Annotated in this window: 24 protein-coding genes, 4 tRNA genes and 1 pseudogene; 9 read left to right on the top strand and 20 right to left on the bottom strand. The window is 70.1% G+C overall.

Going from position 1 to position 23,106, the window contains the following annotated elements:
• Together N4P33_RS09970 and N4P33_RS09965 are read right to left on the bottom strand one after the other, a co-directional pair.
• Positions 1-203: pseudogene (locus tag N4P33_RS09970) on the bottom strand (hypothetical protein); the annotation flags it as partial.
• 98 nt (positions 204-301) lie between these two features.
• Positions 302-652: a metallopeptidase family protein gene (locus N4P33_RS09965; protein WP_167996835.1), complete on the bottom strand. Its 351-nt coding sequence runs from the start codon at positions 650-652 to the stop codon at positions 302-304.
• Between the two features lie 85 nt (positions 653-737).
• Between N4P33_RS09965 and N4P33_RS09960 the strand changes: the two genes are divergently transcribed.
• The 4 genes from N4P33_RS09960 (at position 738) to N4P33_RS09945 (ending at position 2,657) form a co-directional block, all read left to right on the top strand.
• Positions 738-2,291: a metallophosphoesterase gene (locus tag N4P33_RS09960; protein ID WP_260825965.1), complete on the top strand. Its 1,554-nt coding sequence runs from the start codon at positions 738-740 to the stop codon at positions 2,289-2,291.
• Between the two features lie 80 nt (positions 2,292-2,371).
• Positions 2,372-2,444, top strand: a tRNA-Glu gene (locus tag N4P33_RS09955).
• A 39-nt stretch (positions 2,445-2,483) separates the two neighbouring features.
• Positions 2,484-2,558: transfer RNA gene (locus tag N4P33_RS09950), tRNA-Asp, on the top strand.
• Positions 2,559-2,583: 25 nt separating this feature from the next.
• Positions 2,584-2,657: transfer RNA gene (locus N4P33_RS09945), tRNA-Phe, on the top strand.
• A 92-nt stretch (positions 2,658-2,749) separates the two neighbouring features.
• On the opposite strand, the gene xerC is transcribed toward N4P33_RS09945, so the two are convergent.
• The 15 genes from xerC to N4P33_RS09870 form a co-directional block, all read right to left on the bottom strand.
• Entirely contained in the window at positions 2,750-3,952 is a 1,203-nt protein-coding gene (gene xerC / locus N4P33_RS09940; RefSeq protein WP_260825964.1) for a tyrosine recombinase XerC, read from the bottom strand.
• A complete protein-coding gene (locus N4P33_RS09935; RefSeq protein ID WP_260825963.1) occupies positions 3,952-4,149 on the bottom strand; it encodes a helix-turn-helix domain-containing protein in 198 nt (65 codons plus the stop codon). Before N4P33_RS09935 ends, xerC begins: the two co-directional genes overlap by 1 nt.
• Before the next feature lie 179 nt (positions 4,150-4,328).
• The gene (locus tag N4P33_RS09930) at positions 4,329-5,474 is read right to left on the bottom strand and encodes a DUF3631 domain-containing protein (protein ID WP_260825962.1); all 1,146 of its coding nucleotides are present in this window, start codon (positions 5,472-5,474) and stop codon (positions 4,329-4,331) included.
• Positions 5,471-5,899: a hypothetical protein gene (locus N4P33_RS09925; RefSeq protein ID WP_260825961.1), complete on the bottom strand. Its 429-nt coding sequence runs from the start codon at positions 5,897-5,899 to the stop codon at positions 5,471-5,473. Before N4P33_RS09925 ends, N4P33_RS09930 begins: the two co-directional genes overlap by 4 nt.
• Positions 5,896-6,798 carry a bifunctional DNA primase/polymerase gene (locus N4P33_RS09920; RefSeq protein WP_260825960.1) on the bottom strand — a complete coding sequence of 301 codons (903 nt, stop codon included), beginning with the start codon at positions 6,796-6,798 and terminating at the stop codon, positions 5,896-5,898. Before N4P33_RS09920 ends, N4P33_RS09925 begins: the two co-directional genes overlap by 4 nt.
• Before the next feature lie 88 nt (positions 6,799-6,886).
• Positions 6,887-7,180, bottom strand: a complete 294-nt coding sequence (locus N4P33_RS09915; protein ID WP_260825959.1) for a hypothetical protein — start codon at positions 7,178-7,180, stop codon at positions 6,887-6,889.
• A gap of 17 nt (positions 7,181-7,197) precedes the next feature.
• Positions 7,198-7,659: a hypothetical protein gene (locus N4P33_RS09910; protein WP_260825958.1), complete on the bottom strand. Its 462-nt coding sequence runs from the start codon at positions 7,657-7,659 to the stop codon at positions 7,198-7,200.
• A gap of 204 nt (positions 7,660-7,863) precedes the next feature.
• Positions 7,864-9,981, bottom strand: a complete 2,118-nt coding sequence (locus tag N4P33_RS09905; RefSeq protein ID WP_260825957.1) for an ATP-binding protein — start codon at positions 9,979-9,981, stop codon at positions 7,864-7,866.
• Positions 9,982-10,119: 138 nt separating this feature from the next.
• A complete protein-coding gene (locus N4P33_RS09900) occupies positions 10,120-10,437 on the bottom strand; it encodes a hypothetical protein (protein ID WP_260825955.1) in 318 nt (105 codons plus the stop codon).
• Positions 10,434-10,787, bottom strand: coding sequence for an RRQRL motif-containing zinc-binding protein (locus N4P33_RS09895; RefSeq protein ID WP_260825968.1), 354 nt, complete (start codon positions 10,785-10,787; stop codon positions 10,434-10,436). The genes N4P33_RS09900 and N4P33_RS09895 overlap by 4 nt, the downstream gene beginning before the upstream one ends.
• A complete protein-coding gene (locus N4P33_RS09890; protein ID WP_260825967.1) occupies positions 10,787-11,530 on the bottom strand; it encodes a DNA methylase in 744 nt (247 codons plus the stop codon). Before N4P33_RS09890 ends, N4P33_RS09895 begins: the two co-directional genes overlap by 1 nt.
• Positions 11,530-12,390, bottom strand: coding sequence for a protein spdB (locus tag N4P33_RS09885; RefSeq protein WP_260825954.1), 861 nt, complete (start codon positions 12,388-12,390; stop codon positions 11,530-11,532). Before N4P33_RS09885 ends, N4P33_RS09890 begins: the two co-directional genes overlap by 1 nt.
• Positions 12,387-12,668 (bottom strand): DUF6303 family protein, encoded by a 282-nt coding sequence (locus tag N4P33_RS09880; RefSeq protein WP_260825953.1) that lies wholly within the window; start codon positions 12,666-12,668, stop codon positions 12,387-12,389. Before N4P33_RS09880 ends, N4P33_RS09885 begins: the two co-directional genes overlap by 4 nt.
• Positions 12,665-13,108: a Pycsar system effector family protein gene (locus N4P33_RS09875; protein ID WP_260825952.1), complete on the bottom strand. Its 444-nt coding sequence runs from the start codon at positions 13,106-13,108 to the stop codon at positions 12,665-12,667. Before N4P33_RS09875 ends, N4P33_RS09880 begins: the two co-directional genes overlap by 4 nt.
• Positions 13,105-13,374: a DUF6284 family protein gene (locus tag N4P33_RS09870; RefSeq protein ID WP_260825951.1), complete on the bottom strand. Its 270-nt coding sequence runs from the start codon at positions 13,372-13,374 to the stop codon at positions 13,105-13,107. Before N4P33_RS09870 ends, N4P33_RS09875 begins: the two co-directional genes overlap by 4 nt.
• A gap of 558 nt (positions 13,375-13,932) precedes the next feature.
• Here N4P33_RS09870 and N4P33_RS09865 point away from each other — a divergent pair.
• Complete coding sequence (locus N4P33_RS09865; RefSeq protein WP_260825950.1) at positions 13,933-14,700, top strand: GntR family transcriptional regulator; 768 nt, start codon at positions 13,933-13,935, stop codon at positions 14,698-14,700.
• A complete protein-coding gene (locus tag N4P33_RS09860) occupies positions 14,697-15,266 on the top strand; it encodes a GNAT family N-acetyltransferase (protein WP_260825949.1) in 570 nt (189 codons plus the stop codon). The genes N4P33_RS09865 and N4P33_RS09860 overlap by 4 nt, the downstream gene beginning before the upstream one ends.
• Before the next feature lie 208 nt (positions 15,267-15,474).
• On the opposite strand, the gene N4P33_RS09855 is transcribed toward N4P33_RS09860, so the two are convergent.
• The gene (locus N4P33_RS09855) at positions 15,475-16,434 is read right to left on the bottom strand and encodes a D-2-hydroxyacid dehydrogenase family protein (RefSeq protein WP_260825966.1); all 960 of its coding nucleotides are present in this window, start codon (positions 16,432-16,434) and stop codon (positions 15,475-15,477) included.
• A gap of 130 nt (positions 16,435-16,564) precedes the next feature.
• Between N4P33_RS09855 and hrpA the strand changes: the two genes are divergently transcribed.
• The 3 genes from hrpA (at position 16,565) to N4P33_RS09840 (ending at position 21,100) form a co-directional block, all read left to right on the top strand.
• Positions 16,565-20,515, top strand: coding sequence for an ATP-dependent RNA helicase HrpA (gene hrpA / locus N4P33_RS09850; RefSeq protein WP_260825948.1), 3,951 nt, complete (start codon positions 16,565-16,567; stop codon positions 20,513-20,515).
• Between the two features lie 93 nt (positions 20,516-20,608).
• Positions 20,609-20,683: transfer RNA gene (locus N4P33_RS09845), tRNA-Asp, on the top strand.
• A 237-nt stretch (positions 20,684-20,920) separates the two neighbouring features.
• Positions 20,921-21,100, top strand: coding sequence for a DUF6274 family protein (locus N4P33_RS09840; RefSeq protein ID WP_260825947.1), 180 nt, complete (start codon positions 20,921-20,923; stop codon positions 21,098-21,100).
• 370 nt (positions 21,101-21,470) lie between these two features.
• Here the strand turns inward: N4P33_RS09840 and bldC are convergent, their stop codons facing one another.
• The gene (bldC, locus tag N4P33_RS09835; RefSeq protein ID WP_003949541.1) at positions 21,471-21,677 is read right to left on the bottom strand and encodes a developmental transcriptional regulator BldC; all 207 of its coding nucleotides are present in this window, start codon (positions 21,675-21,677) and stop codon (positions 21,471-21,473) included.
• A gap of 542 nt (positions 21,678-22,219) precedes the next feature.
• On the bottom strand, positions 22,220-23,062 hold the full coding sequence (locus N4P33_RS09830; RefSeq protein ID WP_260825946.1) for a hypothetical protein: 843 nt from the start codon (positions 23,060-23,062) through the stop codon (positions 22,220-22,222).
• Between the last annotated feature and the right edge of the window lie 44 nt (positions 23,063-23,106).

Genomic DNA, 23,106 nt, shown 5'->3' with positions numbered 1-23,106 from the left:
TCCCCGTCGGCCGCCGCGGCTCCGTACCCGGCACCGTCGCCCGGGGCGACCGCCCCGTCCGGCGCCTCACCTCCCGGCCGCGCGGAGTGCGACGGCTTCCCGCCCCCGCCCGCACCGTCCTCACCGACACTCATGCAGCCGGCGGCAGCGGCGACGGCCACCACCGTGGCGGCCAGGCGGACGGGTACGAGCTTGCGGCGCACGAGGGCCACCTCCGAGGGGAGAGCTGAGTCAACGTGCCCAACTCCCGCCGCCCGCAAGAGGACACGCCAGTGACCGATCCGTGGACCTGTCCGCCGGCCTATCCGTAACCCAGCGCGTGCAGCCGCGCGTCGTCGATCCCGAAGTGATGCGCGATCTCGTGCACCACCGTGATCTCCGTCTCCGCGACGACGTCCTCCCGCGACTCGCACATCCTCAGCGTCGGCCCCCGGAAGATGGTGATCCGGTCCGGCAGCACACCGGCGTACCACTCGCCCCGCTCGGTCAGCGGAGTCCCCTCATACACCCCCAGCAGCTCGGGATCGTCCGCCGGCGGTTCGTCCTCGACGAACACCGCCACGTTGTCCATCAGCCGTGTCAGCTCCGGCGGAATCCGGTCGAGCGCCTCCGCGACCAGCTCCTCGAACTCCTCGCGTGTCATCTCCAGCACAGAGCCATTGTCAGGTACGACCCGTCCGTACGAGTCCAGCGCGGCGCCCGGCATATCCGGCGGCCCGCATGGGCATACGGGATCAATGGCCCGCGTCCCCGCCGCCGTACTGAACGCCCTGCACCGCATCCGCCGAGTCCCCCGCCGCCCCCGCCCCCGGCGGCCCGCACCCCCGACGATCGCGCTCGCCTCCGTGCCCAACCCGTGGGCCCGCGCCCTCGGCCTGATCACCGTGGTCGTCGTCGGCGCCTGGCTGGGCCTGCTCATCGTGGGCAACGTCCGGGTCCCCGTCGGCCCCATGAACACCACGATGACCCTGCGGCCCTCCCTCATCGGCGGCACGAAGATCAACGTCTCGCCGCTGGGCGCCCTGGAACTGGACAGCCACATCGCCCCGGTCCGTCTCGACGTCAACGTCGACCAGCTCGACCCGGACCGCTCCCAGGCCCTCGTCGACCACCCCGAACGCCTCTCCGGCCTCCAGGACGAGGTCACCCGGGACGTCGCCCACGGCACCGCCGACCTGGCCGTACGCTCCTGCGTCGCGGTCGTCACCGGCGCCACCGCCCTCGGCCTCGCCGTCTACCGCCGCCCCCGCCGCGCGCTCGCCGCCGGCGGACTCGCCCTCGGCCTGCTCGCCGCGTCCGGCGGCACCGCGTACGCCACCTGGAACCCCGACTCCGTCCTGGAGCCCAAGTTCTCCGGCCTGCTCTCCTCGGCCCCGTCGCTGGTCGGCAACGCCCGCAGCATCGTCACCGAGTTCGACGTCTACCAGAAGGAACTCGCGCGCCTGGTCACCAACGTGACCAAGCTGTACGACGCCACCTCCACACTCCCCGCCTACCAGCCCGACCCGACCACCATCCGGGTGCTGCACGTGTCGGACATCCACCTCAACCCGGCCAGCTGGAAGATCATCGCCTCGCTGGTGGAGCAGTACAAGGTCGACGTCATCGTGGACACCGGCGACACCATGGACCACGGCACCGCCGCCGAGAACGGCTTCCTCGACCCGATCGAGGACCTCGGGGCCCCCTACGTCTGGGTCCGCGGCAACCACGACTCGCGCGAGACCCAGCGCTATCTGGAGGACCTGAAGAACGTCCACGTCCTCGACGACGGCCGTGCGAAGACGGTCGCGGGCCTGCGCTTCGCGGGCATCGGTGATCCCCAGTTCACCCCCGACCGGTCCAAGAAGCCCGGAGCCGAGCAGTCACAGGAGCTGGCGGGCGCCCGCCTCGCCTCCGCCCTGCGCGACCAGAAGGCCGCCGGCACCCCCGTGGACGTGGCCCTGGCGCACGAACCGTCCGCGGCCCGCGAGGTCGACGGCACGGTCCCCCTGGTGCTGGCCGGCCACCTCCACCGCGAGGACACCGAGGTCATGAAGTACGGCACCCGGCTGCGCATCGAGGGCTCCACCGGGGGCAGCGGCCTGCGCGCGATCGAGGGCGAGCATCCCGACCCGATCGAGACGTCGATCCTCTACTTCGACCGCGACACCCGCCGCCTCCAGGCCTGGGACTCCATCGAACTGGGCGGACTCGGCCTGACGACGGCGGAGGTCAGCCGCCACCTCCCGAAGGAGAACCAGCCCGGCGCCACCCCCTCGCCCCAGTCCCCCTCCCCGAGCTCCTCGTAAACCGTTTTGGCGATCCCTCCCGCCATCCCATATGCTTCTCACGTCCCCGACGCGCTGAGAAGCGCCCAGGCGGGCCGATAGCCCTCATCGTCTAGCGGCCTAGGACGCCGCCCTTTCAAGGCGGTAGCACGGGTTCGAATCCCGTTGGGGGCACGCACCACCCTGTGCGACACTGTCGTACGACACACGCTTGGTCCTGTGGAGCAGTTTGGAGTGCTCGCCACCCTGTCAAGGTGGAGGCCGCGGGTTCAAATCCCGTCAGGACCGCTGGTTGTTTCACGTGAAACACCGCGGCTGGGTAGCTCAGTTGGTACGAGCGTCCGCCTGAAAAGCGGAAGGTCGCCGGTTCGACCCCGGCCCCAGCCACCGCAGCCCTCACCAGGGCTTGAGCCCCTCTCCGTCACTATCGGAGAGGGGCTCTTTCGTGCCGCTTACGCCAACCGGTACGCCAACGGCTCTCAGGAGAGGGTGTCACCCAGCTTCCGGAGTGCCTTTCGCTGCTCGTCCAGTGAGGCGTGGGCGTAGACCTTCATCGTCACGCCGATATCGCTGTGCCCGACGACCTGACGGACGATGTGCGGCGGAACTCCGAGATCGAGCAGCAGCGACACGGCAGAGTGCCGAAGGTCGTGGAACCGGATCTCCAGCCCAAGCCGCTTGCGCAGCGGGTGCCAGCTCCGCCGCAGGTTGTCCGGTTCCAGTGGTGTTCCGATCCGGGACGTGAAGATCAGCCCGTTCTCCTTCCACTCCATGCCGGCGGCGGCCCGCTCCTGTGCCTGTCGCTCGCGGTGCTCGGTCAGCGCCTTCACGACCACAGGCGGGAGGGGGACGGTACGGACAGAGGCCAGAGTCTTGGGCTTCACCAGCCTCAGCTCCCCGCCGACCCGCTGAAGCGCGCGCTCCACGATGAGCGTCTCCCGGTCGAGATCCACGGCGTCCCAGCGCAGACCCAGCAGCTCACCCCGGCGCATGCCGAGAACCAGGGCGAGCACGTACAGCGCGTGCAACCGGTCGTCCGCTGACTCGCGGATGAGGAGCCTCGCCTCAGCGACGCTGAGCCCCTTCCCCGTGTCGTACGTCGGGGTGGGGACCTGAACGAGCTGGGCGACGTTCCGCACGATGAGTTCCTCCCGTACAGCGTTCTGCAGCGCGTTGCGCAGCACGGCATGGATGGACTGCACCATGCGGCGGGACAGCAGGGTCTTGCAGCACTCGCCGGCCGCGCAGCATTCGGGCTCGGTCCGGTCCTTGTCCCAGCCGTGCTTGCAGCACTGGCACTCCGAGGCAACGCGGGCGAGCCAGGTCCGAATCTCGGCCGCCCGGAGGGTGCGGACCTTCTTCCGGCCAAGTCCGGGGATCAGGTGGACGCGTGCCACGCTTTCGTACCCCTGGTAGGTCTTGGGGCGTCGGTGGACCTTGACCACGGTCGCGAGCCAGTAGGTCAGGTACTCCTCCAGGGTCATGTTCGTGTCGGGTACCGGGATGCCGTTGTTCTCCTGAACCTGTAGCTCGGTGATCTTCTGTCGTACCTCGTCACGGGTCTTGCCGTAGACAGAGACGCGCTTGCGGATGCCACTGGTCGTGGTCACGTAGACACGGCCGTGGTATGTGCCGTCCTTGCGGATGGTGATGCTGCCTTCGCCGTTCGCCCGCTTGGCCATCAGTTGTTGTCTCCCAACTGGTTCTGGATGTACGTGCGCAAGGCGTCTGCCGGGACGCGCCGAGCGCGGCCGATCGTGAAGCTCTGGAGTTCCTTGGACCTGATGAGGTCGTAGACCTTGAAGCGGCTCAGACGCAGCGCGGCCATGACCTCGGGAACCGTGAGCGCCTCGTGACTCGGGGGCAGAGCGGTGGTCATGCGATGACTCCTCCGGGCAGTCCTGCGGGGGGTCTCTCTGAGGGCCGCTACTTCCGCTACCTCCGCTACCGCGCAGGTCAGGGGCCTGTTCGGGGTAGCGGGAAGGGGTAGCGGTAGCGGATGGGTAGCGGCGGGGTAGCGGCTCGTGATGGCGGTTGCCGCTACCCCGTTTGCACTGGTCAGGCCGCGTTCTCCGTCTCAGGTAGCGGAAGTAGCGGACTTTCCGGGGGTGGGGGGCAGTAGCGGGCCCACGCGTCGGCGAGATCGGCGGCGTAGTAGCCCTTGAGGACGCTCCCGGCGGTCTTGATGTTGCGGGAAGTGATCGGCTCGTTGTCGGCCGTCATGTACTCCGCGAGCATCCGCGACAGGCGCCGGTTGTCGAGCGGCTTGCCGTTGAGGTCGGCCCACGGGGCGTCGTCGAGGGCGTTGAGCCGGTCGAGGATGGCGACGGTGGGCAGGCGGTCGATGCCGACCATGACGTGGTCGCGCAGGTCGGTCAGCAGCCGAACCCCCAGACTGCCCTTGTCGTTGGCCTTGGACGCATTGACCAGGGTCACGCACGCGGCGCGGGCGCGGTCGGGCCAGTGGCCGCCGGCCGCGTCGGCGACGGCGAGCAGGGGTTCCCACACGTCGGCCGGCCGGTCGGTCACGCCGTCCGGCATGTCCGGCCACGCCCCGATGACGGCATCGCGGACCTGTTCGGCCCAGGTGGCGAGGCGGTCACGGAGCTTGTGCCCTTCGCTTTCGTGGATGCGGGCCCGGAAGGGTTCGACCTTTTCGTTCCTGGCCCGGCGGCGCATGCGGATGATGACCGAGCGGGACAGGATCGTGTCGGGCAGAGAGCCGAGACCGGCGACCGCGACCGCGCAGTAGGAGGGAAAGGCCTGCACGGTCTGGTTGCCGCCGTCGCCGATGCACCGGTAGGTGACCCCGGTGCGGCGGTGCCCGGCGTTGAGGAACCCGCGCAGTTCTTCGTTGTCCCCCGCCTTGGGGCCGAACACCGTGTCGATCTCGTCGAAGAGGATGGTCGGCTTGGCGGTGCCGGCGGAGACGGACCGGAACAGGGCGGCGGCGGACGCGTTGACGGCCGTCATGGGCTGAGGGACCAGCGTCTCCACGATCTCCAGCGCGCGTGTCTTGCCTGATCCCGGTTCGGGGGACAGGAACGCGATGCGCGGGGTGGAGTCGAAGCAGTCGAGCAGGTGGGCATGGGCGTCCCACAGGGCGACCGCGACGTAGGCGGCTTCGGTGGGGAAGACGTTGAAGCGCCGGTGGAAGGCTTCCACCTGGTCGAGCAGCGTGGCCCCGTCGATGGTGGGGGTCATGCGGCGTTCCTCCGTTCCAGCGTGGCGGGGGTTGTGGTGCAGCCGGAGAAGTGGGCGGCGTACTCGGTGGCCAGCGCGGCCACAGCCGCCTGTCCGCGGGCGGTGCCGGTTCGTCCGCAGGGGCAGGCGTAGGCGGCGGTAGGCGTGTCTGCGTGCCGCTTGGACCAGCGGGCTCCGTCGTAGTGGTGGCGGTAGACCGGCGGGGCGTAGATGCGGATGCCGGGCCGGTCCGGCGTCGGGTCGGCGCCCGGCTGCACGTCGTCGGCCGCGAACCGCTTCGAGCGAGGAAGAACAGAAACGACGCCCTTACGGGCGGCGCCCTTCGGCTCGCCCACGGCCGCCGGGGGCGCGGCCGGTCCGGCGGCGCGCAGGTTCGTGGTCGGGGCCGGATGGCCTTCCAAGCGGGGAGGGTTGGGGGTGGTCATGCCGCCTCCCGGGGCCGGGCGGTGCGCAGCGAGCTGTCCAGGGCACTGCGCACCGTGGCGCGGCACTCGGCGGCGGTGAGTCCAGCCGCTTCTCCAGCCGCTTGGAAGGCGTCCTCTGCCACGTGGCGGGGGAGGTCGCCCCACGCGACGAACCGCCCCACCTTGAACGCGCTGCGGTTCAACGTGACGTTGCGCAGCCCCTCCGGTGCGGCGGCGACGGTCGCGCATTCGGCTTCCAGCGCGGCCATGGCGGCGCGGCTGCCGTCCACCGCCGGGAACCTGAGCGGACCCACGGCGGGCGCGGGAGCCGGACGCAGGATGCTCAGCAGCCAACCGGGCAGACAGGCCACCTGAGAGCCGTTCAGCGGCTCGTACCGTCCCGCCGGGGTGGTGCTCCCGGCGGCGACGACGTAGCCGCCCCACGCACGGGTGTCGACCGAATCCGCGACCGTGCCCGCCGTGTTGGACAACCGCACTCCGTCCGGAGCACGGAAGTACAGGTGCGTGCCGCCGCTCGCGGTCCGGGTGCGGTATGTGTCGGGGACGGCGTGCCCGGCGCGCTCGCAGAGCGCCCCGAAGGTCGCCGCGCCGCAAGGCGCGTCCGAACTGCCCTTGTGCTCTGGCGTGTCCAGGTCGACGACGATCAGCCCGGACGGGCCGGTGGCGATGCCGACGTTGAACGGCGCGGTCGACCACGCGGCGCGGATGCGGTCGGGGTCGGTGGTGGCGCGCTGTTCCCACTTCACGTGCCCGCCGGCGCACGGGCCGGTGCGGATGCAGGTCTTCTCGCCGTGCAGGGCGGGCCGCTTGGTGCCGGGCCGCAAGGGGAAGACGTGCCAGCCGCGTTCGGCGGCGTCCAGTGCCGCGCGCAGCAGCGCGGAACGGGTGTCTTGGGTCATGCTGGATGTCTCCAGTTCCTTGGTTGGTTCTGGCTGGACAAGGGCGACCGCGCGTCTTTGGCGAGAGGGGCGGTCGCCCTTGGCATAGCTAGAAGGGGGGTTCGTCGCTGTTGCGGTCGGGGCCCCACGGGTCGCGGCCGGGGCGGTGCCGGCGCAGCCACCGCGAGGGGCGCGGCAGGGGCAGCAGGAGCCAGCGGCGGTTTTCGTTCCAGCAGTGGCAGGGCTCCCAGTCGGTGCCCGCGTACTCGCCGGTCTCGGGGTCGCCGTAGTGGTGCTGGGTGCCGCCGAAGCCCTCGCAGTCGGGGCAGTCGGGGCGGGGCGTGTCGGTCAGGACCAGGGACCGGCGGGGCCAGCTGGTCAGCTCGATGCGCAGTCGGGGCACGGTGGGACTCCTTGGGGTCAGCCGTGGAAGTGGTTGCGCTTGAACGTGGCCTTGCGGATGTTCACCGTGGTCCCGCCCTTGCCGCTCGGACCCAACACCTGCACGGCGATCCAGCCGCCGAAGATGACGGCGGCGAGGATGATGAGCTGGGTGATGAACGCGGTCAGGGCCGCGATGAAAGAGGTGAGCAGCAGTAGTCCGCCGCATACGGCGAGGAACCCGACGCCTCCGAGGGCGACGTTCACGGCGGTGCGGGAGACGGCCGGCTTGGCGGTGACCGGCTCGGGGCGGGCGGGCTCGAGGGCGTAGCCGGTGACCACGCGGCCGTCGGGCAGGACGATGCTCGCCACCGCCGGGACGGTGCCCGGCTGCACCGGCACGACCGGCGCGGGGTGGACGATGGCGGGCGGGATCGGGGTCGGGTGGTGGACTTCCATGGCCCGTTCGGCGGGCGTGTGGCGGGTCGGTTCGGGGTGCATGTGGAATCCCTTCCGGTGCCGGTTCAGGGAGTCGGAGACACCCCCTGCGGGGGTGCCGGTGGAGGGGGTTTGAGGGGTGCTGACCTGCGGGCCTCCCTGCCTCCCTGCACGATCATCTGTGCAGGTCAAGGCCAGGGAGGCTAGTCAGGGAGGGGTTCAGGGAGTTCTCCCTGCATCCCTGACCCGGACGGGGGTGGCTCCCTGTCATCCGGAGGCGGAAGCGGAACCCTCGGTGTCACGGTTGGCGAGGGCGCGGGCGAGCCGGTCACGGCCGACGACCATCACGCCGTCGGACTTGTACGGCTCGGCTCCGGTGCCCTCCAGCACGCGCTTGAGGTCGAGGAACGACCACTTGCCGTAGGCGCCAGCGTTCAGCGCGGCGAGCCGGGTGATGACCTCCTGCGTGCGCAGCCGGGCGGCGTCCCCGAGCACGCTCGCGATGTCGGCGAGCGGGTCACGCTCCTCGCCCCGCTCGATCGCGTGCAGCGTGGTCACGCCGTCGCGCAGCCGCTTGGCGCGGGCGGCGATCAGTTCGGCGTCGTCGGTGCTGATGTAGTGCGTCCGCACCGTGATGGACGACTGTCCCTTGGGGATCTCGATGCCGTCGGAGGCGACGACCAGGGTGCCCTTGTCCAGGCCGGGACGCAGCAGGTTCGGGGCGGCGCCGCCGTCGACGGCCTTGTCCCCGAGCGCCATGCGGGCCTGCGACTCCGTGCCCAGCGCGAGCGAGGCACGCGTGTGGGCGCCCTCACGCACGAGCTTGGGAAGGTTCTGGTCGGTCGGGTCCTGCGTGCCCTGCCACAGCAGCACGTTCACCGCCCGCCCCTGGTTGTGGATCTTCCGGGCGGCCATGAAGTACCGGGACGTGGACGACGAGCCGCCGTAGGGGCGCTTGTCCTCGTCCTTGACCGGGCACATGAACGCCACCTGCGCTTCGTCGACGATGACAATGAGCGGCGGGAACGTGGTGCCGGGCGGAGCCTGGAGACGGCGGTTCATCTCCTCCACGGCGTCCTCCACCATCTCGGTGACCTGGATGACGTGGTCATCGGTCGGGCCCTGGATCAGCTTGGTGGCCAGGCCGTCGAACATGGCCCAGTCGCCCACGCCCTTGAGGTCGCCCATCCAGAACTCCACCGACCTATCCAGCGCCAGCCACAGGGCGAGCGCGCGCAGCGCGGCGGTCTTGCCCTGGTTGGACAACCCCGTGATGAGCAGGTGCCGCTGATACAGGCTCAGGGCGGCGGCGTCGCCGCGCAGGTCCTGCCCCCACGGTGCCTTGCCCTTGGCGTAGTCGGCGGTCAGCGTCTCATCGGTGACCAGCGGCGACGGGCCGATCGGCTCATCCAGCGCCCCGGAGTCGGCGATCCACAACCGCACCGTGCGGGCCGCCTCGGGGATGGTGATGAACACCTCGTGCTCGTGCCGGGTGAGGTTCTCCGCGAGCTTGCGCCGCTTGTTCTGCACCTCGTTGGTCGACACCCCGGAGGGAAGGGTGACGTCGACCTCGACACCGCATCCGGCGATCCGGATCGGGCCGAGCATGCCCGCGCCGGCGTCGCCCATCTCCTGAATCGCCTTGCGCAGCGCCGGGATGCCCAGGTCGCGCAGGGCCTTGACCACGATGGACGGCGTGATGGGCTCACCCTCACCCGTGCGGACGTTGGCGGGCAGTGCCCAGTTCGGTGCGGCCTGCTGCTTGCGGCCGACGGACCACAGGGCGAGCAGGGCCAGGAACGGGCCGATAGTGAGCGCAGGGCCCCAGACGATCTGCACGATGCGGATGAGCAGGGCGATGAAGTCGACGGTCGCGCTGAGCGGGGTGATGACGTCCCCGACCTGACCGGTGTTGATGGCCATCACGATGCCGAGGGCGACCAGCACCCCGATGCTCATGCCGGTGCCCACGGCCACGCCCTTCGCGGCGTCGACCGGGGAGTGCAGCAGGTCCATCCGGCGCCGGTGGCGGGCTTCGCGGAAGCGCTGCAACCGCTCCTCCCACTCCTCCGCCACCTCGTAGTTCCCGGACGCTTCGGCGGCGCGGAGCATGCGCTCGTAGCGCGAGCCGGTACGGCCGTCCCACGCCCTGCGGGCCACGATCCGGCCGCCGTTGAGGGTGTAGAGGCTGTGCCGAGCCGTCGCGCGGACGACCGTCTTCGTCCGCTCGTGCGTCACGGCCGTCTTCACCGCGCGCCCGGAGCGCACCCACAGCGGCACCGGCCGCGCAGGCGGGGCATCCGGCACGACGGTGAGCACGGTGGGAGCCGCGTCGGCGGTCGTCGGGTCGGTGGGCTTGTGGAGGTGGACGACGTTCTCAGACATGCTGGAAGTTCTCCTGACTGCCCCTGGCGAGGCGGGAGTGAGGGAGAGCCGGGGTGGCCCGAGCCGTGGCAGGGGCGGCCACCCCGGCAGCAAAAGACGTGCGCCGTCACACAGTGGTGAGGGGGCGCGGGGGCGCGGTCACCACCACCCCTTCGACTTCTTGGCCGCCTTCGCGCGGGCGGCCTCGGTGGTCAGCCGCTGCCGCTCGCTGTGCAGGGCGGTCAGCTCCGCGTTCAGCCGCATCTCCGCGGCCGAAGTGGTGGACTCCATCTGCGTCTCGGCCCGACCGGCGCTACGCCCCCGGGCCACCTTGTAGGCGCCACCGGCCAGAGCGCGGGCCATCGCGCGCCGCTCGCTGCCGTTCAGCGGCCACAACTCACCACGCCGCACGGCCTCCAACTTCTTCGTGGTCTGCCGGATCTCCCGATCCAGACGACGCAGGTCAGCACTGCTCATCGCGAAGTACTCCCTTCCGGCCCGCGCGGGCCGGGGTAGGCGCACGGCACACACATGCCGAGCGCGGCGGGGATGACGTATCCGGCATCACGCCGGCAGGACGGGCAGGTGCGGCGGGCGGCATTCGCCTTGTCGAGCGCCGCCCACCGGCCCGGCGTCATCGGCCGGACCGGCACGGCGAGGTCGACGCGGTACAGGTAGGCCACCAGCGGCGGGCGCCGACGGCGCGGCCGTTCGAGCTGAGCGGCAACCTCCTGACCGCCGGGCCGCAACCCGAGAGCGCGGAGTTGGCGGCGGGTGGCGTAGCCGTCCGGGGCCAGGCGCCACCGGAACACCGGCAGCGCCCCCATCACGCGGCCATCCCCAGCTCAGCGGGGTGAGACTCGCGCCGGGCGAGCAGACGCAGACGCTGCGAGGTGTCCGGTACGGTGCGGGCACCCCAACCGTCGGCGATGAAGTCCCGGCCGATGTACTCGGTGTAGGCGGGCGGTATCGCCTCGGTCAGCTCCTCATGGACGTCCGTCCACGTGATGCCCATGGCCCGCTGCATCTCGCGGATGCTGCCCTTGTCACCGCCCTTGCCGTACGCGGCGATGTAGGGCCCGTCGCGCCAGACGCCGTGCCGCCAGCCGCGCACCGGGCCACGGTGCGGCCGGTGCGCAGCGGGGGCGGGTCGCCAGTACAGTCCCAGCTCGAAGTAGCGGTGCCGGATCACCCCGAGCCCGAACATCTCCCCGCACAACAGCAGGTCCTTGCGCAGCCGGGCGCCCTGCACGTTCTCGATGACGTACGGCACGCCGTACCACTCGCACACCTCGCGGACCTGCGGGATGAGGTCGATGTGCGAGCGGCGGCCCCGGTTGGTTCCCTTGGTCAGCGCGCAGGACGCCTGACACGGCGGGGAGTAGTGGACCAGATCGAATTCCTGGCACAACTCCCGCGCCGCATCCAGAGCGTCCCCTTCGACGAACGGGAACGGGTACGCAGCACGCCGGACGATGTCCACCCCGACCACGTCGAACCCGGCCCGCCAGTAGCCCATCGACGCCCCGCCCGCGCAGCAGAACAGATCCAGCACACGCGGCCGGCGCATCATGCGACGCGCTTCCACGCCGCACGCAGCCGGACCTCGGAGGCGGAATGCCCGGCGGCCCGGAAACGGGAAGCCATCTCGCGGTACGACAGGGCGGGCGTCTCGCTGTGCCGGATCTCCTGCACGATGACGTCCAGCGCCTCATCCGTGAGCGCCGGACCAGCGTCCAGCGGCAGCGCCGCCACCGGCTCGGTCGGCCCCCACACCGGCAGCTCCCAGCGGGGGGTGACACCGGGTGTGACGCGGGCCGTCACACAGTTCAGCGCCCTGCCCGTCTCCTCACCCTGGCGGGCCGTCTCCAGCGTCGACCACGCCGTCGAGAGCGTCTGCGCAGTCTTGGCCTGGACGCGGGCGACGCGGGCACCGGCCTCCGTCACGGCCGTCAGCCGGGTCTCCTCGGTGGCCGCCTCGGCTCGCAGCCGGGCGCGGGCCACGGCCGCTTCGTCGCGGGCCTCCTGCTGGATTCCCCGGATGGCGTCCAGCGCGTTCGGGGTCAGCGCGGTCCGCTCCCACAGCCCGTGCACCAGCCACAGCGCCTTCGCCGCAACCGGCAACCAGGCGACCGCCAGCCACGCGGCAGCAGAGTGGTCCACGGTCAGCGCATGCGCGACCAGGACACCGGAAGCAAGGAGACCGAACGACCAGCCGACCGTGGTCACGGTGCGGTTGTGGTCGCCCTGCGCGGCGAGGCGGCGCTCGTAGGCGAGGGTGGCCAGCCAACCGCCGTCGATGCCCAGACCGACGACCAGGGCGACCGGCCACGGCACCGCCGTACCGAGCCACATCACCACCACAGCCAGGGTGAGGACCATGGACACGGCCGTCATCGCGACGGCCGGAAGAACAGTCTTGGCACTCATGCCGCACCCCCTTCCTGACCGCGCACCCTGACCGCCGCGATCAGCAGGACCGGGGTGGAGTCGTCGTCGGGGTCCTGGCTGTCCTCCGTCCAGGACCACACCGCACCCGGCGCCACCTCGTAGCCGAGTGTGCTCAGCGCCATCCGGCGCTCCGCCACGGTCGGCGCCGGGCCGGACCGCTCCCACCGGAACGTGGGCCAGTCCCGCTCCTCGAACAGCACGACGTACAGACGCCAACCGCTGCCGTCGCCCGACATCTGCGCGGTCAGCGTCCTCATGCGGCACCTCCCGCGGCGAGCAGGGCGGCGAGGACGAGCAGGGCCCCGCCGGTGCGGATCAGGTCGACCGCGTGGCGCAGGGCGGTGTACTTGGCGACAGCCAACCGGGACAGCCCGGCGATGTCGGCGGACAGGTCCCGTTCGACCGCCGTGGTGATCTCCTCGGGGGTGAGCGTCGCCCACAGCGGGAAGCCATGGCTGCCGCTCAGCGGTCGCACCGACCGCAGCAGCCGACCGGCCGCCACGACCAGCAGCGCCACCCCGACACCGCCCGCGATGCAGGCCGGCCGGTTCAGCGGCAGATCCCGGGCGACCGACCAGACCCCGGCGAGCACGGCACCGACGAACGCCAGCAACAGCGCCGCCTTGGTGTCCGTCCGCGTGATCTCCGCCTTCACCTCAGCGTGCGCGGCGGTCAGGTTCGCGTCGGCGGCGCTCATGCGGCACCCCCCGGCAGGCTCGCGTCGCAGCCGCGGTTGACCAGCGCGACCCGCGCGGCGAGCGCCCGGCGGCGGGCCCGGCGGATCCGGCGGGCGTCCAGCTCGGTCGGCGCGCGGTCAAGCGTGATGATCTGCGCGTCCAGCAGGTCGACGTCCGCCAGGATGACGGACATCTCCCGCTCGATCGCGTCCAGCTCCGCATTCGTCGGCTCCATGAAGTCGGCGAACGCGGTAACAGCGTCCCGAACAGTGACGATGTGCTCCATGGGTCGTGAGTCCTCTCCGAAAGATCAGCGGCCCGTTGCGGCTCCCGGGGTGCCACCCGGGAGCCGCTCGCCGTTGGGGTCGGAAGATCCGGCTCCCCGCGCCCCCGCCCGTACGCCCAACGCGCTGCGCTGAACGGACGGGCGGGAGAGGCAGCCGGCCGCAGCGTCAGCGCTGCGAAGCCAGAGCGGACCGAACTACAGCGGCACCGCCGGCCGGTCCGAACCGGCGGCGCCTGGATATGTCGTCGGTACACACCGACCTCCCGCGTTCGCAGGGACATGAGGGCGCGGCCTGATGCCACGCGGTCCGTCTTTTCGACTCGGGGAGACGGGGCCCACCTATGCAGTTCTCAAGATCCCTGCGCTTCCTTCGAGCCCTTCAGAGCCCTCCGGGCGGCGTGATGTCAGCGCAGGCAGGCACACTCATAGGTGCTGCACCACCTGCTCAACTTGTTGGTACAAGCTGATGCAGTGATGCTGCACCCACGGACAGTGAGTCGTCAAGGGATTGGGGCCCACATGTACCAACAAGTTGCGCGAGTGCGTCATGATGAGGGCATGAACAAGCAGCCGAAGTACCGGCAGGTGGCCGATGCCCTGCGCCGCGAGATCGACAACGGCACGTTTCCGCCGGGGTCGCGGCTGCCATCCGAGAGCGAGCTACAGGCACGGTTCGACGCATCGCGGAACACCGTGCGGAACGGTCTCAGCCTGCTGGTCGGCGAAGGACTCATCGCGTCCAGCCAGGGGCTGGGGTACGAGGTCAGGTCGCACGAGGTCTTCGAGCTGAACGCGTCACGCTTCGAGAACCTGACGTTCCCCCAGAACGGCGACGCCTACAACACCAACGTCACGAACGCTGGGCGTCGGCCGCACCAAACGTTCCGCGTGGAGATGCTCCCCGCACCCGAAGACATTGCCCAGCGACTCCGGGTAGAGGCAGGCTCCAAGACCGTGCTCCGGTTCTGTCACCGATACGTCGACGACGTGCCGTGGTCGACGCAGGCCACGTACTACCCGGCATGGCTGGTTGAGCAGTCGCCACGGCTGGGCGACCCCGGAGACATCGAAGAGGGCACCACTCGCTACCTGGCGGCCCACGGCATCGAGCAGATCGGGTACTTCGACGAGATCTCCACGCGTATGCCGACCCCGGACGAAGCCCGCCTACTGGAGATCGGGGCAGGCGTCCCGGTGCTGCTCTGGACGCGCACCGGCTACTCCGTGGATCGCCCCATCCGCTGCACGATCACGACATTCCGCGGTGACCTGAACCGGATGAACTACGAGATCGGCGACCTTGGCGCCCGAAATGAGGATGCGTGATCATCGCTCCCGCGGAGCCGCACGACCTTGCCAAGCTGCTCGCCTTCCGTGAGGAGGCAGCGGCTTGGCTGCGTGCTCTCGGCTCGGACCAGTGGAGCCGACCGTATCCGGCGGACAAGCTACTGGCCACCATCGAAGCCGGAACTGTGTTCATGCTGCGCGACGGACACACGACGGCCGGCACCATCACGCTCACTCCGGACGCCGAAGACGGGCTCTGGACGGATGCAGAACTGTCCGAGCCGTCCATGTTCGTCAACAAGCTCACCGTGGCCCGTGAGTACGCAGGTCAGAACCTGGGTGGTCGTCTGCTCGACTGGGCCGGGGACAGGGCGTACCACGCCGGGGCCGAATGGCTTCGGCTGGATGCGTGGACGACGAACGAGGGGCTACAGCGCTACTACCTAGAACAGGGATTCACGCACGTCCGCACGGTCCGCGAAGGCAACGCGGTGAACGGGGGACCGCGCGTCTCTGGGTGGCTAGCACAGCGACCGGCCCGGACGGCGGACCACGGATTCACGGATCGCACGCCAGCGCCGACCCGCCTCCGGTCTGCGGCGTAAGTGCAGGTAGCGGACACCCCGGCGTACGCCAACCCGTACGCCAACAGCAGCGCACATCCGCATCCAACCCAGGCTGTAGGCGCCCACTGTGACCAGTCCCCTCCACCGCCGGACACGGCCTGAAAAGCGGAAGGTCGCCGGTTCGACCCCGGCCCCAGCCACCGCACCAAGGGCCCCGTTCTCCGGAACGGGGCCCTTGTCGTCGTGCTCAACCCAGGCGGCGGACCGGAGTGCCGGCCAGGAACGCCTCGATGTTCTCGACGGCGTCGCCGTAGTACCTGCGGTAGTTGTCCTCGGTGACGTAGCCGAGGTGCGGGGTCGCCAGGAGGCGGGGGGCGGTCCGCATCGGGTGGCCGTCGGGGAGCGGCTCGATGTCGAAGACGTCGATGCCGGCCCCGGCGATCCGCCCCTCGTGGAGTGCGGTCAGCAGCGCGTCCTGGTCGACGATGGCCGCACGCGAAGTGTTGATCAGGTACGCGGTCGGCTTGAGCAGGGCCAGCTCGGTCGCGCCGATCAGGCCCCGGGTCCGGTCCCCCAGGGCGAGGTGCACGGAGACGAAGTCGCTCTCACGCAGCAGCTCCTCCTTGGAGGGCGCGAAATGGACGCCCACCTCCTCGGCGCGCTCCCGGGTGAGGTTCTGGCTCCACGCGCTGACCTCCATGCCGAAGGCGAGGCCGATCCGCGCGACCCGGCTGCCGATCTTGCCCAGGCCGAGCAGGCCCAGCCGGCGGCCGTGCAGATCGGCGCCGACCGTGGACTGCCAGGGGCCGCCGGAGCGCAGGGCGTGGTTCTCGGTGACGAGGCCCCGGGCCAGACCCAGCAGGAGCGCCCAGGTGAGCTCGACCGGCGGGGTGGAGGCGCTGCGGGTGCCGCAGACGGTGACGCCGTTGCGCGCGGCCGCGGCGTAGTCGATGACCGTGTTGCGCATGCCGGAGGCGACGAGCAGTTTCAGCCGGGGCAGCCGGTCGAGGAGGCCGGCGGGGAAGGGGACGCGTTCCCGGAGGGTCACCACGATGTCGAAGCCGGTGAGTGCCGCGGCGAGTTCGTCCTCGTCCGCGATGTGCTCCGTGAAGCTCACGACGTCCACCTGGTCCCGGACGGGGCCCCAGTCGGCCAAGGTGGTGGCGATGTTCTGGAAGTCGTCCAGGACGGCGCAGCGCAGCCGCATGTCGGTCATCTCCATAGGTCCGGTCCGGCGGGCAGGGTGATCATCTTCCGTGGAGTGTGCGACGCGCCACCGGGGCCGGGGACAAAACCATTCGCCGGGATTTTCGGCGGGATGAGATCCTGGAATCCGTATGTCCACGCATCCCGCCCCCGCCCCCGCCCTCGGTGCCCTTGCCTCCCGTCTGTCCGAGCTGTCGTTGCGTGACGCGCACCGGCTCGGGCGGCGGCTCGAAGGTGCGCGCAAGATTCGTAAGCCGGAGGCCCGGGCCGCCGTGCTCGCCGAGATCGAGGCGGAGGTCGGCCGGGCCGAGGAGCGGATGGCCGCGCGGCGTGCCCGCGTGCCCGAGGTCACGTATCCCGAGCAGCTGCCCGTCAGCCAGAAGAAGGACGCGATCGCCGAGGCGATCCGCGACCACCAGGTCGTGATCGTGGCCGGTGAGACCGGTTCCGGGAAGACCACGCAGATCCCGAAGATCTGCATGGAGCTCGGGCGGGGCGTGCGCGGCATGATCGGGCACACCCAGCCGCGTCGTATCGCGGCGCGCACGGTGGCCGAGCGGGTGGCCGAGGAACTGCGGACGCCGCTCGGCGAGGCCGTCGGCTGGAAGGTGCGCTTCACCGACCAGGTGAACCCGGACGCCACCTTCGTCAAGCTGATGACCGACGGCATCCTGCTCGCCGAGATCCAGACCGACCGCGAGCTGCGCGCCTACGACACGATCATCATCGACGAGGCCCACGAGCGGTCCCTCAACATCGACTTCCTGCTGGGCTATCTCGCCCAGCTGCTGCCGAAGCGCCCGGACCTCAAGGTCGTCATCACCTCGGCGACCATCGACCCGGAGCGTTTCTCCCGGCACTTCGGCGACGCGCCGATCATCGAGGTCAGCGGGCGGACCTACCCCGTGGAGGTGCGCTACCGGCCCCTTCTCGAGGAGGACTCGGACGACGCCGACCGGGATCAGATCACCGCGATCACCGATGCCGTCGAGGAGCTGATGGCCGAGGGGCCCGGCGACATCCTGGTCTTCCTCTCCGGCGAGCGGGAGATCCGCGACACCGCCGACGCGCTGACCAAGAAGCAGTACAGGTTCACCGAGGTGCTGCCGCTGTACGCCCGGCTGTCGCACGCCGAGCAGCACCGGGTGTTCCAGCCGCACAGCGGGCGCCGGATCGTGCTGGCGACCAACGTCGCCGAGACGTCCCTCACCGTCCCCGGCATCAAGTACGTCGTCGACCCCGGCTTCGCCCGTATCTCCCGCTACAGCCACCGCACCAAGGTGCAGCGCCTGCCGATCGAGCCGGTCTCGCAGGCCAGCGCCAACCAGCGCAAGGGCCGCTGCGGCCGTACGTCCGACGGCATCTGCATCCGCCTGTACTCCGAGGACGACTTCCTCGCCCGCCCCGAGTTCACGGACGCGGAGATCCTCCGGACGAACCTCGCCTCCGTCATCCTCCAGATGACCGCTGCCGGCCTCGGCGACATCGAGAAGTTCCCCTTCATCGACCCGCCGGACCACCGCAACATCCGCGACGGTGTGCAGTTGCTGCAGGAGCTCGGCGCGCTCGACCCGGCGCAGAAGGACCCCCGCAAGCGGCTCACCGAGACCGGCCGCAAGCTGGCCCAGCTGCCCGTGGACCCGCGCCTGGCCCGCATGGTGCTGGAGGCCGACAAGAACGGCTGTGTGCGCGAGGTGATGGTGATAGCCGCCGCGCTGTCCATCCAGGACCCGCGCGAGCGCCCCGCCGACAAGCAGACCCAGGCGGACCAGCAGCACGCCCGCTTCAAGGACGAGACCAGCGACTTCCTCGCCTACCTGAACCTGTGGAAGTACATCCGCGAGCAGCAGAAGGAGCGCGGCTCCAGCTCGTTCCGCCGGATGTGCAAGCAGGAGTATCTGAACTTCCTGCGGATCCGTGAGTGGCAGGACATCTACACCCAGCTGCGCACGGTCGCCAAGCAGATGGGCATCCACCTCAACGAGGACGAAGCCCCCGCCGACCGGATCCACGTCTCCCTCCTCGCCGGTCTGCTGTCGCACATCGGCATGAAGGACGTGAAGGACGGCAACAAGAACGAGTACCTGGGCGCGCGCAACGCCAAGTTCGCGATCTTCCCCGGCTCGGCCCTGTTCAAGAAGCAGCCGCGTTTCGTGATGTCCGCCGAGCTGGTGGAGACGAGCCGGCTCTGGGCGCGGGTCAACGCGAAGATCGAGCCGGAGTGGGTCGAGCCGCTCGCCGGGCATCTGCTCAAGCGCACCTACAGCGAGCCGCACTGGGAGAAGGACCAGGCGGCCGTGATGGCGTACGAGAAGGTCACGCTGTACGGCGTGCCGATCGTCGCCCAGCGCAAGGTGAACTACGGGCGGATCGACCCGGAGGTCTCCCGCGAGCTGTTCATCCGCAACGCCCTGGTGGAGGGCGACTGGCGCACGCACCACAAGTTCTTCGCGGACAACCGCAAGCTGCTCTCCGAGGTCGAGGAGCTGGAGCACCGCGCCCGGCGCCGGGACATCGTCGTGGACGACGAGACGCTGTTCGACTTCTACGACCAGCGGATCCCCGAACACGTCGTCTCCGGGGCGCACTTCGACTCGTGGTGGAAGCGCAAGCGGCACGAGCAGCCGGACTTCCTGGACTTCGAGCGGGAGATGCTCATCCGGGAGTCGGCGGAGGCGGTCACCAAGGCCGACTACCCGGACACCTGGCGTCAGGGCCCGCTGAAGTTCAAGGTGACCTACCAGTTCGAGCCGGGCGCTGACGCGGACGGTGTGACGGTGCACATCCCGCTCCAGGTCCTCAACCAGGTCACGGACGAGGGCTTCGACTGGCAGATCCCGGGCCTGCGCGAAGAGGTCGTCACGGAGCTGATCCGCTCGCTGCCGAAGCCGATCCGCCGCAACTACGTGCCCGCGCCGAACTACGCGAAGGCGTTCCTGGAGCGGGCGGTGCCCCTTCAGGAGCCGCTGACGACGACGATGGCGCGTGAGCTGAAGCGCATGGTCGGCGTCCCCTTCGAAGCGGACGACTTCGACTGGGCGAAGGTCCCCGATCACCTCAAGATCACGTTCCGGATCGTCGACGAGCGACGGCGCAAGCTGGCCGAGGACAAGGACCTCGAAGCGCTGAAGCTGAAGCTCAAGCCGAAGGCACGCAAAGCCATTTCGCAGGCGGCCGCCGCCAGCGCGGTACGCCAGGGCGGCGAGTCGCTGGAGCGCACGGGCCTGACGGACTGGACGATCGGCACGCTCACCCGCGTCTTCGAGACGCGCCGCGCCGGCCAGCCGGTGAAGGCGTACCCGGCGCTGGTGGACGACGGCGACACGGTCTCGGTGCGCCTCTTCGACACCGAGGAGGAGCAGGCCGAGGCGATGTGGAAGGGCACGCGCCGGCTGATCCTGCGCACCATCCCGGTCAACCCGGCGAAGTTCGCGAGCGACCGTCTGACGAACCCCCAGAAGCTCGCCCTGTCCGCGAATCCCCACGGCTCCGTCCAGGCACTGTTCGACGACTGCGCGAGCGCCGCGGCGGACAAGCTGATCGGGGACTTCGGGGGGCCGGCGTGGGACGAGGAGTCGTACCGGAAGCTCTACGAGAAGGTCCGCGCGGAGATCGTCGACACGACGGTCCGCACGGTGGGCCAGGTGCAGCAGGTGCTGGCCGCCTGGCAGGCCTGTGAGCGCCGCCTGAAGGGCGTACGCAGCCCGGCGCTGCTGCGGAACCTCCAGGACGTACGGGCGCAGCTGGACGGGCTGGTGAAGCCGGGCTTCGTCACGGAGGCAGGGGTGCGGCGTCTGCCGGATCTGATGCGCTACCTGGTGGCCGCCGATCGCCGGCTCCAGCAGATGCCGACGAACGTCCAGCGGGACACCACCCGCATGGAGAAGGTCCACGAGATGCGGGACGAGTACGCCTGGCTGCTGGAGCAGATGCCGCAGGGGCGGCCGGTTCCCCAGCAGGTCCTGGACATCCGGTGGATGATCGAGGAGCTCCGCGTCAGCTATTTCGCCCACGCGCTGGGCACGGCGTACCCGGTGTCGGACAAGCGGATCGTGAAGGCGATCGACGCGCTGGCGCCGTGACGGAGCCGGTACGCAGGGTGAGTTCGACCAGGGGGCTCCCCTCCTGTACAGTCTCTTCTCGCAGCGCAACGCACGAATCGCACTGCGAAACCTGGTCCTGTGGAGCAGTTTGGAGTGCTCGCCACCCTGTCAAGGTGGAGGCCGCGGGTTCAAATCCCGTCAGGACCGCATAGTTGATGAGAAGCCCGGGTCTTCGGACCCGGGCTTCTTCGTGTTCGCCCGTGTCGGCGGCCTCCGTGCGTCGCCCGTGAACCCTCTCCCGGCCTCCTCTCCGTCTCGCCCGTGAGCCCTCCGTGCCCCTGTGCGGCCTCTGTGCGGCCCTCCCGGCCGTCTTGACGGTCCACCGCTCTCCCAGTACGTCAGAAGGCAGGGCCCGCTTTCCCGGTGGCCCCTCGGAGGTGGCGTATGGCGGGATCGGGCAGGCATCAGGCGCGGGCGCTGCTGCGGGCGCATCTGGCGGCGGCCGCGTCGTATCGGCATCTCACGCGCCACTGCCCGATCTGCCATCGCCTGCTGCGGCTGGCCCTGGAGTCCGGTCCCCGCCCCGCTGACGGCGAGGGTGCCGCCAACGCCCGTTCCCTCTAGCGCATATGCCACGGGCTCAACAAGCCGACTGGTATGTGACGGGTGTCACCGGATGAGTTTTGGGAACTGCTCTCCTTAACCCCCTCCTACAACCCGTCAATTTAATATGTGCCATTGCACTGTCCTCACAGGCCCCCACAAGCCCGCGCACAACCCCAGCCCAGCCGCCCGGCCGGCGCACAAAAAAGATCGCGCTGGACCCGGCGGAGTCCAGCGCGATCGACGACGCACCCTTGTTCAGTTGCTGACGAAGCTCTGATCGGCTTGGGCGAGGGGCCTGTTGGGGCAGTCCCCGCGTCGCTTGGAGCTAAGGGTTCTGGGCGCTTCGGCGGGTTGGGGGACCTGCCGGTTTGCCCGGATATTCAGTTGTTCAGGCCTCGCTGCGCTGCTGCGGGATGCCCGCGAGCAGAGCGCGGACCTCGGCCTCGCGGTAGCGGCGATGCCCGCCGAGCGTGCGGATCGACGTGAGCTTGCCGGCCTTCGCCCAGCGCGTGACCGTCTTCGGGTCGACGCGGAACATGGTGGCGACCTCAGCCGGGGTCAGCAGCGGCTCGGCATCAGGGGTGCGAGCGGTCATGAGCGGCCTCCTCGGGAGAACCGAACCTTCTCGGTTCTTTCCTCTAAATTCTGCACCTTGACCCGCGTTGCCCGAAATGGCGGACGCGAGTCGAGTCGGTTATAGGACGAACGGCTTGTCCTCGGCACTACAACTACACCATCTGTCCAGCGGCGTCGGCCAAACCGACGGAATTGCCCTCCCAGGTGTTCATCAGCCGCGGAAGCCGATGGACCATGCCATAGCGGACAGTCACGCCGCTGTGACGATCAGTCACAGGACGATCAGGAGTCACCAGATCCCCCAAAGCGTGCAATGCTGAGATTCCGCCCGCAATGGAGCACAGCAGGACGGAGGAGTCCTCCCCGGACTCCTTGTCCTATTTTGGCATGAGGGTGGGCAAGCGACGCAAGGGCCGTGTAAGTGCGGTCCGTCACGCTTGTCCGTTGTCAGGTGCGTGTTGACGCAGCCTCAGGGCGAAGACGAAACCCCAAGAAGAGCGTTTGGTCAAACGTCAGTTCGCGCTCGCCCGCTCACGCTCGGTGCACACCGCCCGCTCCCGCTCAGTTCGCGGAGCGCAGGTCCCGCACCGCACGCCACCGCTCCACCAGCCGCCCGTACGCCGCTGTCGCGGTCTCCCCGTCGCCGGCGCGCAGGGCCGCGATGCCCTCCGCCACGTCCGCCGCCGAGTGGTCGTCCTCCAGGGCGCCGGACGGCAGGGCGTGCACCAGGCCGCCGTAGTCGAGCTCGACGTACGAGCGCGGGTGGAACTCCTCCAGCCAGCGCCCCACGTCCACCAAGCCGTCGATCAGCGGCCCCTCGTCCATCGCGTTCCTCAGCGCCCGCAGCCCCCGCGCCACCCGTCGCCGCGCCTCGACCATCGGCGTGCGGTAGCGCAGCACCGGCGCCTCGTCGGCGGAGCCCTTGTCGTACTCGCGCTCCTCGTCGGTGAACAGCACGAACCAGTTGATCGGCACCTGCCAGGTCGCCGTGCGGATCCACGGCCGGGCGTCGGGGTGGTCGACGAGCCAGCGCTCGTAGTCCTGGGCGGCCTGGCGGCGTACGACCGCGGGCAGCAGGGCGTCCAGGACGGGCAGCGGGAAGTCCTCGGCGAGCTCGCCGAGCGCCTGCCAGCCGCGCAGCCGGGTGCGCCAGGGGCAGACGCAGACCACGCCGTCGACCTCCAGCACGAACGCGTCGTCGCTCTCGTGCACCGGCACGGCGACCGGCGGGGTGGGGACCAGGCCGGCCAGGGCCCGGCGGAGTTCGTCCTGGTAGGAGGGGCGTTCCGGGCGGCGGGCGTACCGCGCCCAGTGGCCGCGCTCCGGCTCGGGGAAGGCGGCCAGGGGTTCGTAGACGCGCAGGTAGGTCGCGTAGGGGACGATCACCGAGGACACCTTGGGCACGCCTGCTCCCTCCCCCCCGCACCGCCGCGAAAACCTCCGGGAGC

The organism is Streptomyces sp. 15-116A (assembly GCF_025290915.1).
GTDB lineage: Bacteria > Actinomycetota > Actinomycetes > Streptomycetales > Streptomycetaceae > Streptomyces.
This window is presented reverse-complemented; position numbering and strand designations above follow the sequence as displayed.